Raw genomic sequence first — 13,682 nt, forward strand, 5'->3', positions numbered from 1 at the left:
GGTCAGGCGAAGCCGTCGAAGGTCACGCCCCGCAAGTCCGCCAGCGCGGTGGCCTGCTCGGCCACGGCGCCGCGGTCCGCCCGGGTGAGCGGCACCCATTCCGTCAGGCGTAGGCGAAGGTGCCCCTTCGCCGTCGTGGGCCGCCACAGGGCAAGGATCCGTCCGTCTCGCACGACGGCGCCCGGTCGCCCCAGCACGGGAAACAGTGCCTTCCGTTCGGTCGCCGAGGCGGCCAGGAGGTGGCGGTCCTTGGCCTGCAGGAACGGATCGTAGGGGCCGAGGATGCGCACGACCCCGGACTCCTCGTCGCCCGTGAGCGCTGGCAGATTCCCGGCCAGAGCGAACGTGGCGGTCTCATTGACCGTCACTGGCACGGCGTCCTCGGGCCAGTGGGCACGCACTTCTGCGACAGGAGCGTCCAGGTAGGCCGCGACCTCCTGCATCGTCCCGGTACCGAAGAGCGAGAGGTATGCCCGGATCGGCTGCAGGTGCGTGGGTGCGGAACTGGCGCCGTCGGGCTCCCGCATGGGCCCGGGCACGTCGCTGCTGGGCCAGTCCGCGATCGGGCGGAGTACCGGCGGTGAGGTACCGGGAACCAGCTCCAGGCCGGCAAACAGAGCCGCGAGGCGGAAGGGTTGCTCGTAGGTATGGATCGCTTGGCAGGGGCGGCACTCGCGCAGGTACGGCTCCGGGAGCCGCCGGGTGAGCTCGGCCGACATCTCTCCCTTGACGATCTCAGCGGTGGCAATGTCATGCATCTCGCTGGCGACCCGGTCGAGGGCATCGAGCACGGCAATCCCGGCCCGGCGCAGCGGTGCGGCGGCGTCGAAGATGCGCTTGCCCGCGTCTGCTTCGGAGAACGGGGAGACGGCGCGCCGCACCTGCCCGAGTTCGTCCCTGCGGTAGGCGTGCGGGGCGCCGCGCAACGTCCACGCCAGGGCGAACGGGCAGCGCGGATCGTCGGTGAGGCTCGCGTCGAGGCCGCGTACCCGCAGTGCCCAGGCTGCGCCGTCGGGTCCGGTGTCCTGCACACCGAGGTTGAGGATCGGTGCATCGCCGGGGTCGGTGACCGTGCCAGGAGCGGCTGTCAGGCCGTGGCGGGCCATGCGGAACCGCAGCACTTGATCGGCGGTGAGGCCGGCAGCCGGTGCCGGGGAGGAAGGGGACGTGCGGGCCATGACAGGACGTTACCGCTGGCGCCGCTCCGTGACCCGCAGCAGCGGCATGTCCGATCGGCACCACGCCGCACCACCACGATGTCCGGATGCTGGACGCGACCGGAGTGAATTGGTCGGCCTCGGTTGCGGTCGTTCATGATGGCGGCATGACCGCGATCCCACCCGCCTCGGAGCGAATGCGCGACTGATCTGTTCGCGTGTGGGACCACCTGCGCCGTCGGCCGTGCCGACGTCCCTGCCAACACCCGGCACACCCCTGCCCCTCTCCTCATCGAAAGGACCACCCATGTCCAGCCTGTCCCGTCGCCATGTCGGCGTCGCCGTTCTCGCCACGACCGCCGCTCTCACCCTCGCCTCGTGTGGAGGTTCCGCCGACGGCGCAGCTTCCGGTTCCGAGGACGATCCCATTCGTATCGGTGTCGTGAACTCCTCCGAACCGCAGTGGGAGGTGTTCGAGACGGCCGCGGAGGCCGAGGGGATCGCCGTGCAGATGGTGAACTTCTCCGACTACCAGCTGCCGAACCAGGGACTGAGCGACGGCGACCTGGACCTCAACCAGTTCCAGCACCTGCAGTTCCTGGCCAAGTACAACGTCAACACCGGTAGCGACCTCACCCCGATCGGCGCCACGGCCGTCTACCCGCTGAGCCTGTTCTCGCTGGACTACGCGAGCGTGGAGGAGATCCCGGAAGGCGGCGAGATCGCCATCCCGAACGACGAGACGAACCAGGCCCGCGCCCTGCTGGTGCTGCAGGAGGCCGGTCTGCTCACCCTCGAGGGTGGTGGTAGTGCGTTCTCCACCCCGGCTGACGTGATCGCCGAGGAGTCCCGGGTGAGCGTGACTCCGGTGGACGCCGCACAGACGGCGCTCGCCCTGCAGGATGTGGCCGCCTCGATCATCAACAACGACTTCGTGGCCGATGCGGGTCTGGTGGCTGAGGACGCGATCTTCTCCGACGATCCCGCTTCGGACGCTGCGGCTCCGTACATCAACATCTGGGTCGCCAGCGCGCAGGAGGCGGACAACGAGACGTTCGCCCAGCTCGTGGAGCTGTACCACTCACCCGAGGTGGAGGAGGCGGCGTTCGAGTCCTCTGGTGGGAGCGCGGTGTTCGTGAACAACCCGGCCGACGAGCTGCAGGAGATTCTCGCTCAGATCGAGAGCGACTTCTCGCAGTAGTGACGTCCTGGCACACTGCTCCCCGGGTGAGCGCGCTCGCCCGGGGAAGCAGGACGTGCGTGGAGGAGACCCATGACTGAACCGATCATCGCCTTCCGGGAGGCGAGCAAGGTGTTCACCGCCCGCAACGGTGACGTCCGCGCGGTCGACGGAGTGTCCTTCGACATCACCCCCGGGGAGATCTTCGGCGTGATCGGGTACTCCGGCGCCGGGAAGAGCACCTTGGTGCGACTCATCAACGCCCTCGAGCCGGCGACCTCCGGTTCAGTGGTGGTGGACGGTCTGGACCTGACCACGTTGCCGGAGTCCCGACTGCGCCAGGTGCGCGCCGGGATCGGGATGATCTTTCAGCAGTTCAACCTGCTCGGCTCGCGCACCGTCGCGGCGAATGTGGCCTACCCGCTGGAGGTGGCCGGCTGGCCCAGAGCCAGGCGGGACGCGCGGGTGGCCGAGCTGCTGGAGTTCGTCGGGATCACGGATAAGGCCGGGGTCTACCCGGCCAAGCTGTCCGGTGGGCAGAAGCAGCGGGTGGGCATTGCCCGCGCGTTGGCCACCAATCCGCGCATCCTGCTGGCCGACGAGTGCACCTCGGCGCTGGACCCCGAGACCACCGCCGACGTGCTCGCCCTGCTGCGGCGGGTGAACACCGAGTTCGGGATCACCGTGGTGGTGATCACGCACGAGATGGACGTGGTGCGCTCCCTGTGCGACAGGGTGGCTGTGATGGAGCATGGCCGGGTGGTCGAGCTGGACGACACCTACCGGGTGTTCTCCGCCCCGCAGCACCCGGTGAGTCGCCGGTTCGTGGCGTCGGCACTCAAAGATCGCCCGACGGCGGACGTGCTGGAGCGGTTGCGTGTTCGCCATCCTGGGCGGCTGGTGACGGTCGGTGTGGACGATGCCGGCCATTCCACCTCCCGGCTGAACGAGGTGCTGCGAGATGCCGGAGTCGACTCCACCGTCGTCTATGGAGGGATCACCGAGGTCGCCCAGCGCCCGTACGGCTCGCTCACCCTGGAGCTCACCGGGAAGCCGGCCAACATCCAGCAGGGGGTGACGGCGTTGCGCGCCTTCTCCGACGTGGTGGACCTGGGGACGGCGAGTACGCCGCTTGAGGACCCGACGATGGCACCGATCGTGGAGGGTGGTCGCTGATGGACTGGGAGCGACTCGTCCCGTTGCTGATCACCGCGGCCGGTGAAACGGCGTTCATCGTGCTCATTGCGATGGCCGTGGGCGGCCTGTGCGGGCTGGTGATCGGTCTGGGTCTGTATCTGTTCCGGCCCGGGAACCTGTTGGCGAACAGGTTCGCCTTCGGAGTGCTGAACGTGGCCGTGAACATCGTGCGGCCCATCCCGTTCATCATCTTCCTGGTGGCGATCGGACCGCTGAACAGACTCGTCACCGGGAGCACGATCGGGATCGAGCCGTTCACGTTCGCGCTCTCGTTTATGGCCACGTTCGTGTTCGCCCGCCTGGTGGAGCAGAACTTGCTCGGTATCGACCCGGGCGTGGTGGAGGCTGCGCGAGCGATGGGCGCGGGTCCGGTGCGGATCATCGGGAGCGTGTTGATCCCGGAAGCGCTCGCCCCGCTGATCCTCGGGTTCACGTTCCTGTTCGTCGCCGTCCTGGACGCCTCGGCGATCGCCGGGTACCTCGGAGCCGGCGGCCTCGGGGACTTCGCGATCGTGCACGGGTACCGCCAGTTCGACTGGGGCGTCACCGCAATGGTGGTGCTCGTGATCATCGTGATCGTGCACGCTGTGCAGTGGCTGGGCAACACCCTGGCGCGCAAGGCGCTGCGGCGCTGATCGGCCAGGGGTCGCGGGCCCGTGTGCTGGCTGATCCCGTGACGGCCGTAAAGTGGAACCCGTGTCCACGATGGGTGATCTGATCGACCAGCACAGCGACCTGGCAACACAGGACGCGGAGTGGCTCCATCTCCTCGTCGGCGACTGGCAGGTGATCTCCGACCTCGCGTTTGCCGACCTGGTGCTGTGGCTGCCGACCACCGAAGACGACTTCGTTGCGGTCGCGCACGCCCGACCCTCCACCGGCGCCACCGTGCACCACGACGACGTCGTGGGCCAGCGCGCTCCAGCCGGGTTGCGGGAGACGCTACGGCAGGCGCGCGGTGCGCAGGCCGTGAACCGGGCCCGGGAGGCGCGCTGGAACGGCACGTTCGCGATCCGGGAGGAGACCATTCCCGTCGTGCGAGCCGGACGCACCTTGGCCGTGATCGCGCGGGAGACCTACCTGGGGGCGAGCCGTACCCCGAGCCGGCTCGAACTCAACTACGTCGAGTCCGCGGACGAACTGTGCGGCATGATCGCCCGGGGCGAGTTCCCGCTGGCGAACGCAGCGACAGGCCCACGGCGCGGTGCTCCGCGGGTGGGCGACGGTCTGGTCCGGCTCAATAGCGAAGGAGAGGTGCTCTACGGCAGCCCGAACGCGCTGAGTGCCTTCCACCGGTTGGGGGTCACTGACGAGATCGTCGGCCGCACCCTCGCGGAGGTGGTCACGCCACTGGTGGAGGTCAACTCGCCGGTGGACGAGTCGTTGCCGCTGGTGGTGATGGGGCGCGCGGCCTGGCGCACCGAGATGGAGGCTCGCGGGGTGAGCCTGTCGCTGCGGGCGCTGCCGGTCACCGAGTACGGGCAGCGAGTCGGCGCGGTGCTCCTGGTGCGCGACGTCTCGGAGTTGCGGCGCCGTGAACGCGAGCTGCTCACCAAGGACGCCACCATCCGGGAGATCCACCACCGGGTCAAGAACAACCTGCAGACGGTGGCGGCGCTGCTGCGGCTGCAGGCCAGACGCACCGATTCCACCGATGCCCGGTCGGCGCTGGAGGAGGCGATGCGACGCGTGGCCACGATCGCCACTGTGCATGAGGCGCTCTCGCAGACCATCGACGAGGTCGTCGACTTCGACGAGGTGTTCGGCCGCACGCTGCGCCTGGCAGCCGACGTCGCCTCGGGGGAGACGCACGTCAAGACTGTCCGCAACGGCACCTTCGGACGGGTGCCCGCTACTGATGCGACCGCGCTCGCGGTGGTGCTCACGGAGTTGGTGACCAACGCCGTCGAGCATGGACTCGCGGGCATCGGGGGCACGGTGACGATCGACGCCGACCGGTCCGGTCACCACCTCGAGGTACGGGTGGCCGACGACGGCCGGGGGATGGAGTCCGAGATCGCGATGAACGGTCTCGGCACACAGATCGTTCGCACCCTGGTGGCGACCGAGCTCGACGGCACCATCACCTGGGAGCCGGTACCGACCGGGGGGACCGCCGTGATCCTCAAGGCGAGGCTGGGGGAGACGCGGGAGAGCTGACCATCAGCGCGGTCGAAGCATGCCGACGGCCGGCCACCCGTTCGGGTGACCGGCCGTCAGAGCCTCGATCGTGGGGCTGTCGCGTCAGCTGGCGCGGCGGGCGCGGGCGGTGCGGCGCTTGAGCGCGCGGCGCTCGTCCTCGGACATCCCGCCCCAGACACCAGCATCCTGGCCGGACTCGATGGCCCACTTCAGGCAGGTGTCCACGACGGTGCAACGACGGCACACGGCCTTCGCCTCGTCGATCTGCTGCAGAGCAGGGCCAGTGTTGCCGATGGGGAAGAACAGTTCCGGGTCCTCGGTCAGACACGCGGCTTCGTGACGCCAATCCATGCGTATACTCCTTCGCCAGGCGTGCGGGCGCGCTAGAACCGGATTCACTCCGTGCAGGGGTGGGGTGGTCCGCGCCGTACGCGCTCTTTCACTGAGAACAACTCTCACACGAGCCCCCAAATGTGCACAAGGGGTTACGTCACAGTTTCGTGTTGGTAGCGCTGAGAGATCTGTCACAGCACGTACCCTGATCGTGTGCCCGACACGACCTCTGAGCCTCACAATGTCCCGCTGCGGGTCGCCCTGCTGCTCGCCGTTCTCGAAGCTGCCGTGCTGATCCTCGTCGGTGTGATGGGGGTTGTCTCCTCCGCCCTCGCTGGTGGTGCGATGCTCGCCATCAACGTTGGTGTGCTGGTGGTGCTGGTGCTTTTCGCGCTGCTCCTCGCAGCGGCGGTGCGTGCGTTGCACGAGGGACGCCGCTGGGGGCGCGGCCCGGTCATCACCTGGCAGCTGCTCCAGGTCGCGGTGCTCGTCTCCTCGTTCGCGCAGTTGCCCTGGTGGCTGACCATTCCCGGGATCGCGGCCGCGATCGCGGTGACTGTGTGTCTGCTGCTACCGACCTCACTGGCTGCCACCTCCGGCTCGGGCAACCCCGACGCCGTCCTCTGACTCTCCTGGGCCGGCTGCCGCCACCATGGCGACCTGGAGCGGTGTCGCGCGTCCGCGATGCAGCAGTACCGCGCGTCCGGGCGGGCTTTCTGGCTCCTGGTGTGGCCGTAGCAATGCCGGTGGCAGGTGCCCGAGCGGCACCCCGGCGAGGGCGATCGTCACGTCGGCCTCCCGGAGCCGAGCGCCCAGCGGATGCGCCGCGGTGAGTGCGCCGTCGGGCCGTGTTGCCGCGATCAGCAGGGTCTGTGGATCATCGGCCCCGTCCGGTAGCCGGCCGCTGGTGAGCCGGTCGGCATCGTCGATCACGACGGCGGCCCCCACCCCATCCGTGGCTGTGGTCGTGGCCATGGGTTGCGACACGGTCCGTGGCTCCCCAGCGATCTGCCAGCCCAGCGCTCGTAGCTGGGTGATGAGAGTGAGCACGGTGGTGGTGCGGCCGGAGCCGGGCGGGCCGGCCACCAGCCAGGTCTGCCCCGGACGTGGGTGGAGACGCAGGAGTCCGGCGTCATCGCCGCCTCGTCCGAGGATCAGGCTGTGGTCCGCGGCGTCATGCTCGCCCTGATCCGGGCCGGAGGGGAGGGCCACCATGTCGGGCAGGGGACGGATTCGCCAGGGTGGGCTGGGCGGGTGGCCCCAGGCGCCGGCGTCAGGTTCTGTCACCGCGATCTGCATCGTCACTGCTCCACCTCGCTCGACCAGCACTCCGCGGCCCGGTGGCCACCCGGTGCCGACGAGCTCTCGCGGCACCCCTGCCATCACAGCGTCGGCCTGGTCGCGTGGGCACAGCACGAGGTGGCGGTCCACCACGCCCGCCCAACGATGGGCTGGTGCCGGTGCGGTGAGCAGCAGGTCCAGCCCGATGCGGCGGCTGCGCCGCAGCAGGTTGCCGAGCAGCTCTGCACCTTCCCCGGGAGCTCCGGTCTCCTCCAGGGCCGCCAGGACGGTGTCGATGTCGTCGATCGCCAGCAACGCCGGCCCTTCGCCGCGGCCGAGGCCGACCAGCATCCGGCGTACGCGGCGCACATCCTCCGGGTCGCACCAGGTCCCGGCCGCGGGTGCCGACGCACTGTCCCAGCTGCCCGCTCCCTCTGCGATCACGTGCGTCGCCGTGCCTACGCGCAGCGACGCCTCAACCACGGTTTGCAGCACGGTGGTGCGTCCCGTTCCTGCCGGCCCGGACACCAGCAGGGTGCCACCGGGCCAGTACCAAGTCCCCAAGCGCTGCTCCTCGGGTACGTCGGTCCGAGCGATCGGCATCGGGAACCGGGCACCAGCCGGTGCCGATCCGGCGTGGCCTGCGAGTTCCGCGGGCGTGCAGCGTTCTGGCAACGGCGGTGCCCACGGCGATCGGCGCGCCCGACGCCACGGTTGCCGCTGTTCGAGCGCATCGGCGGCCGCGTTCAACTGCGAGATCCGCTCGGTCAACCAGCCCGTCTGCGCCGGTCCGCACCACGCGGCCTGGAGCACCTGCCGGCCCTCGGTGCGCAGCACCGCGCGCCCGGGAATCCGGGGGAGTCGAGCAGGCGTCGACTCTCCGATCGCGTCCTGGGCGTCGGACTCCTCGAGCACCCGCAAGCACAACCGGGTGGTGAGGTTGGCGCGCATGTCCGCGGTGATCGCGCCCCCCGGCCGCTGCGTGGCCAGGACGAGGTGGATCCCGAGCGAACGTCCCTGAGCGGCCAAGCGAACCAGTGCATCGAGCTGGTCAGGGTGGGCATCGGCCATCGCCCGGAACTCGTCCACGACCACCACCAGACGGCCGAGCGCCTCGGATCCGTCCGGCCGGAGCCGCTCGTAGCCCGTCAGGTCGTTTGCGCCGACCGCGGCGAGCAGTCGCTCACGGTGGTGCAGCTCAGCCCGCAAGCTGGCCAGCGCCCGTGCGGTCGCTGCCGCATCCAGGTCGGTGACGAGACCGACGACGTGGCGCAGCGTCCAGAGCGGGCCGAAGGTGGCGCCGCCCTTGTAGTCGATGAGCACGAACGAGACATCCTGGGGCGATCGCGCGTGCGCGATCGCGAGAATCCACGCGACGAGTAGCTCGGACTTGCCGGAACCGGTGGTACCCGCGACGAGTGCGTGCGGTCCGTCCTGGGCAAGGTCGAGTTCGACCGGGCCTTGCTGACCGGCCCCGACGATCCCCGGCAGTCCTGGCAGGTTCTGGGACCAGATGTCCAGCAGCTGCGTGTGCTCCGCTGGGCCGAGGAGCGCGCCCAGATGGATCTGGGCCGGCAGCCTCCCGGCGTCCGGCCGGTGTGCGGCGAGCGCGGTCACGAACTCCTCCGCCCACTGCTCGCTCACCAGCCGGTCGTGAACTGGGCGCACCGCGATCACGGTGGTGCACCACGGCGGCACGTCAGCCACGCGTGCCGCCAGCACGAGATGAGCGGCGTCGGGGTCGTATGTCGGTGAGGGCTCGGTGCTGGTGAGGTCGTGCACCCGCAGCGAGGGGTCGCCGTCGGGAGTGCGCTCGGCGAGCGGGGCTGCCCACCCCCAGTCCTCGGGTGCGAGGACGGCGCAGGCGCGGGTGGCAGCGGTACGCGCCACCACCCATCGTCCGAGGCCGCGCACGGCTGCCGGTTCGCCCACGAGCGCGATGCCCTCACCGGCTGCCGGCGGTTGACAGTGCCGCAGGGCCTCGGCCAGGCGGAGATGCCGAGGTGAGAGCACACGGCCTGGCCGGGTGGGGCGCGGTGCGCGTTCGTCGGCGTTGCCGAGCTCCCAGCCCTGCTCGTCGGGCCCGGGGGCTGCGCCTGGCCACGCGAGTGCTTCGGCGGGATCGGCGAACGTCACCCGAGGAGGGGGGACGGGATCTGGACCGGGTCGCCGGAGCCTGCGGCGTGCCCGCTCGCGCAGCACCGGCCAGAGCACGGCCCCCACGATGGCCAGCGGCATCGCGAGCATGAGCAGGATCCGCCAGCCACCACCTCCACCGGAGAGCAGTAGCGGGATCATGGTCAGCGAGATCAGCACGGGGAGCAGCAACCGTCCCAGCAGACCGTCGGAGACGGGCTGCTCAGGTTCCGGCAGGTCGCGCAGCGCGGGATGGGCCCGTACCTGCAACACGGTCGATCCGCTGATCACTAGGCTCCCGACCGGGGCGGACTGCCATCGGTGACCCAGGCGCCGCTTGCGCGCCAACCGTGTTGACCCGGTCGACCCAGCTGACTCGGCTGACCCGTGCGAGGATCTGCGCGCGGCCCGCAAGACCGTGCCGTTGGCCGAGCCGAGGTCACGTACGCGGACCCGACCTCCTCGATCGCGGGCGCCCAGGTGCTCCCGCGAGAGCAGGGGGTCCGGCACAGACAGGTCCACATGCTCGGCCCGCCCCACGGTGGCCTGTTCGGCGCCCAGCGGAACCACCCAGCCCAGACCAGGACCGGAGACGACGGCGAGGTGATGGCGTTCAAGAGCGGGCACGCATCACACGATGCGCGTAGTCCAGGGCATCCGCCCAAAGGTGCGCACCGGGGTTGTGGATGGCGCAACATCGACCTCGCGCGATCCGGGCTCAGTGGTCGCGAAGCAGGTCGATCAGTTCGTCCTTCGTCATGTCGGAGTAGCCCGATAGCCCGAGCTCCTTGGCGCGGTCCTGAAGTTCGGGAACGGTGCGGTCCTGGTAGTCGGTGGCCTCGCCACCGCGGCGCCCGACCTCCGACTCGCCCTCTTGGGCAGCGGCGTTGGAGATCCGTGCAGCCTTCTCCTTGGAGGCCCCGTCCTCCCGGAGTTCCTCGTACATCTCGGGATTCTTGATCGATGAAGGTACATCGCGTTCGGGCATGTCACTCCTATCCTCGTGGTCCTGCTGCTCTCGTGCTACAGCGACTTGCCGCCGGTGACGGCGAGGATGCAGCCGCTGGTGTAGGAGGCTTCGTCGGAGGCCAGGTAGACGTAGGCGCCGGCGAGTTCGGCCGGCTGCCCGGCGCGGCCTAGTGGGGTGTCCTGGCCGAAGGACGCCACATGGTCTTCCGACCATCCGGTGCTGGGGATCAACGGCGTCCAGATCGGCCCAGGGGCGACTGCGTTCACGCGGATCCCGCGTTCACCAAGCGACTGGGCCAGAGCCTTCACCAGGGCGGCCTGGGCCGCCTTGGTCATCGCGTAGTCAACCAGGCCAGGGCTGGGGTCGCACGCTTGGATCGATGTCGTGATGATGATGCACGAGCCCGGGCCCAGATGCTCGGCCGCCGCGCGGATCGTGATCAGCGGTGCCATGAAGTTCGTCTCGACCACCCGGCGTATCTCAGAGGTCTCCAAAGCGGTGATGTCGGAGATGTCGTGCTGGTACCCGGCGTTGAGAACCAGGACATCCAGCCCGCCGAGGGCATCGAGCGACTGGGCCACCACCTCGGTGTTGGCGCTCTCGTCACGGAGATCGGCGGGAAGCTGCACGACTGGTGGCCCTGCTGAGCCGATCAGGTGGACCGTCTGGGCTGTGTCGTCGGACTCCTCGGGGAGGTAGTTGAGCGCGAGGGCGCTACCTTCGCGGGCGAACGCGATCGCCACGGCTCGTCCGATCCCCGAGTCGGCCCCGGTGATCAGGGTGCGGCGGCCGGCAAGGCGCCCGTGCCCGACGTAAGTTTCAGCACCACTGTCGGGTACGGGATTCATCGCCTCGTGGCTGCCCGGCGAGTCCTGTCGCTGCCCGGGGAACTCCCCGGAGTGGTAGGCCGTTCTCGGGTCGTGCATCCCGTCCACTCCCATCGGCGCTGCTCGAGCGCGGTTGGTCAGTGCATGCCCTGCCCACGCTAGCCAGACCCGTCAGATCTCGCACGAGGACTGGACGCGTCCAGAGAGTCCCCTGTGCGCTCCCGGCGATACCCCTCTCGCGTTCCCTGCCCCGCCGCGCGTGGACGTTACCGGTCACAATGCGGTCGAGGACCGCGTAGATTGGCCGACATGGACTATCGCTCACTTGGCCGATCGGGGCTCGTCGTCTCGCCGCTGTGTCTCGGCACCATGAACTTCGGCCCCCGTACGAACGAACAGGAATCCCACGCGATCCTGGATGCTGCGCTAGAGATGGGAATCAACTTCGTCGATACTGCGAACGGCTACGGCGAGCACGCGGGACAGACCGAGGAGATCGTCGGGCGCTGGATCGCTGGGGGTGGCAGTAGACGGGAGCGCACCGTGCTCGCGACCAAACTCCACCATCCGATGACCGAGTGGCCGAACGATCGGGGTCTTTCGGCGCGGAACATCCGGCGGGCGTGCGATGCCTCCTTGCTGAGGCTGCAGACCGACTACATCGATCTTTATCAGATGCATCACATCGACCGCAGCACCCCGTGGGAAGAGATCTGGGAGGCGATGTCAGTACTGCGGCAACAGGGGAAGATCCTCTACGTGGGTTCGTCGAACTTTGCCGGCTGGCACCTTGCGACGGCGCAGGGGGTGGCCTCAGAGCTCGGTCTGCTTGGGCTCGTCAGCGAGCAGTCTCTGTACAACCTGCTGAGCCGATGGGTCGAACTCGAGGTGCTGCCTGCGGCAGAGCACTTCGGCATTGGCATCGTCCCCTGGTCACCCGTCGCGGGCGGTCTCCTGGCCGGAGTGCTGGCCAAGCAGCGCGAGAATGTGGCCGGCCGCGGCAGTGCCAACGAAGCGGGCATCGCACGGCACCGGGAGCAACTCCAGGCCTACGAGGTGCTCTGCGCTGAACTGGGGGAGTGGCCGGCCGATGTTGCGCTCGCATGGTTGCTCACACGTCCCGCGGTGACCGCCCCGATCATCGGCCCGCGCACATGCGACCAGCTGCAGGGTGCTGTGCGTGCGCTCGAGGTGACGTTGGAGAGGCCGACCTTGGAGCGCCTCGACGAGTTGTTCCCCGCACCCTTCCCCCATGGCGGCAAGCCGGCCCCGGAGGCCTACGCGTGGTAGGAACTGCATCACGGGCGGCCCACTGGTGGCGTCCACCGACTGAGGGTGAGGAGACGCGATGAGCCCGGGGGGTGCGAAGAGATCTGCGACGATCTATGACGTGGCCAAGCGCGCTGGCGTCAGCCACCAGACGGTCGCGCGGTTCCTCAACGGGGATGGCGGCATCCGCCCGTACAACCGCGTCAAGGTCGAGGCGGCGCTCGAAGAGCTCCAGTATCGGCCCAATATGGTTGCCCGATTGCTCGCCACCAACCGCACCTACCGGCTGGGTGCGCTCGGGTTCGAAATCGCTGGGCACAATCCGGGATTGGTCCTGCAAGGAGCCAGCGATGCCGCACGCGAACTCGGATACATCGTCGAGGTGATGGGGCTCGATCCGCTGGACCCCGGGATGCTCGCGGGCGGAGTCGAGGAACTGGTCCGCAAGGGTGCGGAGGGATTGCTCATCACCTCACCGACCGTGGGTACCGCCGCGGCCCTCGCCGAGCTCGACATCGAGGTGCCGATCGTGATCGTCGGTGGCGACGGCGCCGCCGCCAGTGAGCGCCGCGGCGCTCGGCTCGTACTCGATCACCTCACCGACCTCGGGCACACCCAGGTCGCGCATCTGGCCGGCCCGCCGGAATGGACGGCGGCGCAATTCCGGTTGACCGAATACGAGCGCTGGGCGGGTGAGGTCGGCACAGTTCCGGTGGTCTGGCCGGGCGACTGGGACTTCGAGTCGGGCTATCGCCGTGCCGAGATGCTGCCGGGTAGCGGCGTCACGGCGGTCTTCGCGGCCAACGACCGGATCGCCATGGGGGCGTTGTTGCGGATGCACGAGCTGGGGATCCGGGTGCCCGAGGACGTGAGTGTGGTCGGCTTTGACGATCTGTCGATGTCCGGATACACCTATCCGCCACTGACCACGGTGCGGATGGAGTTCGAGCGCAGTGGCCGGGTGAGCGTGGCGCGGCTGATCGCCGCAATCGAGGGCCGAGAGCACGCCGGCGACTACCCCGAGCACCGGCTCGTGGTGCGCCGTTCCAGTGGGCCCGTGCGCGCCTGATCCACGCGCGTCCGGTCGGTGCGGGCATCGCATCGGAAGTCCGCTTCGGTGCTGAGGCGTTGCGCTCGCGTGATTCGTGCGTCTAGACTCGCAGCACGAAATGTGACCGGTAACGTTTTGA

General features: G+C 69.2%; 12 protein-coding genes. 7 read left to right on the plus strand and 5 right to left on the minus strand.

Annotated elements, in window-relative coordinates:
- Positions 1 to 2 precede the first annotated feature (2 nt).
- A complete protein-coding gene (locus IM660_RS06025; RefSeq protein ID WP_193498477.1) occupies positions 3 to 1,178 on the minus strand; it encodes a DNA glycosylase AlkZ-like family protein in 1,176 nt (391 codons plus the stop codon).
- 286 nt (positions 1,179 to 1,464) lie between these two features.
- Between IM660_RS06025 and IM660_RS06030 the strand changes: the two genes are divergently transcribed.
- From IM660_RS06030 to IM660_RS06045, 4 genes are all read left to right on the plus strand, one after another.
- The gene (locus IM660_RS06030) at positions 1,465 to 2,358 is read left to right on the plus strand and encodes a MetQ/NlpA family ABC transporter substrate-binding protein (protein ID WP_193498478.1); all 894 of its coding nucleotides are present in this window, start codon (positions 1,465 to 1,467) and stop codon (positions 2,356 to 2,358) included.
- A gap of 72 nt (positions 2,359 to 2,430) precedes the next feature.
- Positions 2,431 to 3,513, plus strand: a complete 1,083-nt coding sequence (locus IM660_RS06035; RefSeq protein ID WP_193498479.1) for a methionine ABC transporter ATP-binding protein — start codon at positions 2,431 to 2,433, stop codon at positions 3,511 to 3,513.
- Positions 3,513 to 4,169 (plus strand): methionine ABC transporter permease, encoded by a 657-nt coding sequence (locus IM660_RS06040; RefSeq protein ID WP_193498480.1) that lies wholly within the window; start codon positions 3,513 to 3,515, stop codon positions 4,167 to 4,169. Before IM660_RS06035 ends, IM660_RS06040 begins: the two co-directional genes overlap by 1 nt.
- 70 nt (positions 4,170 to 4,239) lie before the next feature.
- The gene (locus IM660_RS06045; RefSeq protein ID WP_193499250.1) at positions 4,240 to 5,694 is read left to right on the plus strand and encodes a sensor histidine kinase; all 1,455 of its coding nucleotides are present in this window, start codon (positions 4,240 to 4,242) and stop codon (positions 5,692 to 5,694) included.
- A gap of 84 nt (positions 5,695 to 5,778) precedes the next feature.
- Here IM660_RS06045 and IM660_RS06050 read toward each other — a convergent pair whose 3' ends face one another.
- Positions 5,779 to 6,027 (minus strand): WhiB family transcriptional regulator, encoded by a 249-nt coding sequence (locus tag IM660_RS06050; RefSeq protein WP_159622799.1) that lies wholly within the window; start codon positions 6,025 to 6,027, stop codon positions 5,779 to 5,781.
- A gap of 195 nt (positions 6,028 to 6,222) precedes the next feature.
- Between IM660_RS06050 and IM660_RS06055 the strand changes: the two genes are divergently transcribed.
- The gene (locus tag IM660_RS06055; protein WP_193498481.1) at positions 6,223 to 6,636 is read left to right on the plus strand and encodes a hypothetical protein; all 414 of its coding nucleotides are present in this window, start codon (positions 6,223 to 6,225) and stop codon (positions 6,634 to 6,636) included.
- Here the strand turns inward: IM660_RS06055 and IM660_RS06060 are convergent.
- From IM660_RS06060 to IM660_RS06070, 3 genes are all read right to left on the minus strand, one after another.
- Positions 6,589 to 10,053 carry an FtsK/SpoIIIE domain-containing protein gene (locus IM660_RS06060; RefSeq protein WP_193498482.1) on the minus strand — a complete coding sequence of 1,155 codons (3,465 nt, stop codon included), beginning with the start codon at positions 10,051 to 10,053 and terminating at the stop codon, positions 6,589 to 6,591. The two genes, IM660_RS06055 and IM660_RS06060, sit on opposite strands and share 48 nt — an antisense overlap.
- 91 nt (positions 10,054 to 10,144) lie before the next feature.
- The gene (locus IM660_RS06065; RefSeq protein ID WP_159622796.1) at positions 10,145 to 10,414 is read right to left on the minus strand and encodes a DUF7218 family protein; all 270 of its coding nucleotides are present in this window, start codon (positions 10,412 to 10,414) and stop codon (positions 10,145 to 10,147) included.
- A 35-nt stretch (positions 10,415 to 10,449) separates the two neighbouring features.
- Positions 10,450 to 11,322 (minus strand): SDR family oxidoreductase, encoded by an 873-nt coding sequence (locus tag IM660_RS06070; protein WP_193498483.1) that lies wholly within the window; start codon positions 11,320 to 11,322, stop codon positions 10,450 to 10,452.
- 210 nt (positions 11,323 to 11,532) lie between these two features.
- On the opposite strand from IM660_RS06070, the gene IM660_RS06075 reads away from it, so the two are divergent.
- Positions 11,533 to 12,513, plus strand: coding sequence for an aldo/keto reductase (locus tag IM660_RS06075; protein ID WP_193498484.1), 981 nt, complete (start codon positions 11,533 to 11,535; stop codon positions 12,511 to 12,513).
- 58 nt (positions 12,514 to 12,571) lie between these two features.
- On the plus strand, positions 12,572 to 13,561 hold the full coding sequence (locus tag IM660_RS06080) for a LacI family DNA-binding transcriptional regulator (protein WP_193498485.1): 990 nt from the start codon (positions 12,572 to 12,574) through the stop codon (positions 13,559 to 13,561).
- The last annotated feature ends 121 nt before the right edge of the window (positions 13,562 to 13,682 follow it).

This window comes from Ruania alkalisoli (assembly GCF_014960965.1).
Lineage (GTDB): Bacteria > Actinomycetota > Actinomycetes > Actinomycetales > Beutenbergiaceae > Ruania > Ruania alkalisoli.

Excerpts from the sequence above, each read along its gene's own strand:
- IM660_RS06080 (WP_193498485.1), top strand. The coding sequence starts at position 12,572 with ATGAGCCCGGGGGGTGCGAAGAGATCTGCGACGATCTATGACGTGGCC.
- IM660_RS06030 (WP_193498478.1), top strand. The coding sequence starts at position 1,465 with ATGTCCAGCCTGTCCCGTCGCCATGTCGGCGTCGCCGTTCTCGCCACG.
- IM660_RS06025 (WP_193498477.1), bottom strand. The coding sequence starts at position 1,178 with ATGGCCCGCACGTCCCCTTCCTCCCCGGCACCGGCTGCCGGCCTCACC.
- IM660_RS06050 (WP_159622799.1), bottom strand. The coding sequence starts at position 6,027 with ATGGATTGGCGTCACGAAGCCGCGTGTCTGACCGAGGACCCGGAACTG.
- IM660_RS06070 (WP_193498483.1), bottom strand. The coding sequence starts at position 11,322 with ATGCACGACCCGAGAACGGCCTACCACTCCGGGGAGTTCCCCGGGCAG.
- IM660_RS06075 (WP_193498484.1), top strand. The coding sequence starts at position 11,533 with ATGGACTATCGCTCACTTGGCCGATCGGGGCTCGTCGTCTCGCCGCTG.
- IM660_RS06035 (WP_193498479.1), top strand. The coding sequence starts at position 2,431 with ATGACTGAACCGATCATCGCCTTCCGGGAGGCGAGCAAGGTGTTCACC.
- IM660_RS06045 (WP_193499250.1), top strand. The coding sequence starts at position 4,240 with ATGGGTGATCTGATCGACCAGCACAGCGACCTGGCAACACAGGACGCG.
- IM660_RS06040 (WP_193498480.1), top strand. The coding sequence starts at position 3,513 with ATGGACTGGGAGCGACTCGTCCCGTTGCTGATCACCGCGGCCGGTGAA.
- IM660_RS06065 (WP_159622796.1), bottom strand. The coding sequence starts at position 10,414 with ATGCCCGAACGCGATGTACCTTCATCGATCAAGAATCCCGAGATGTAC.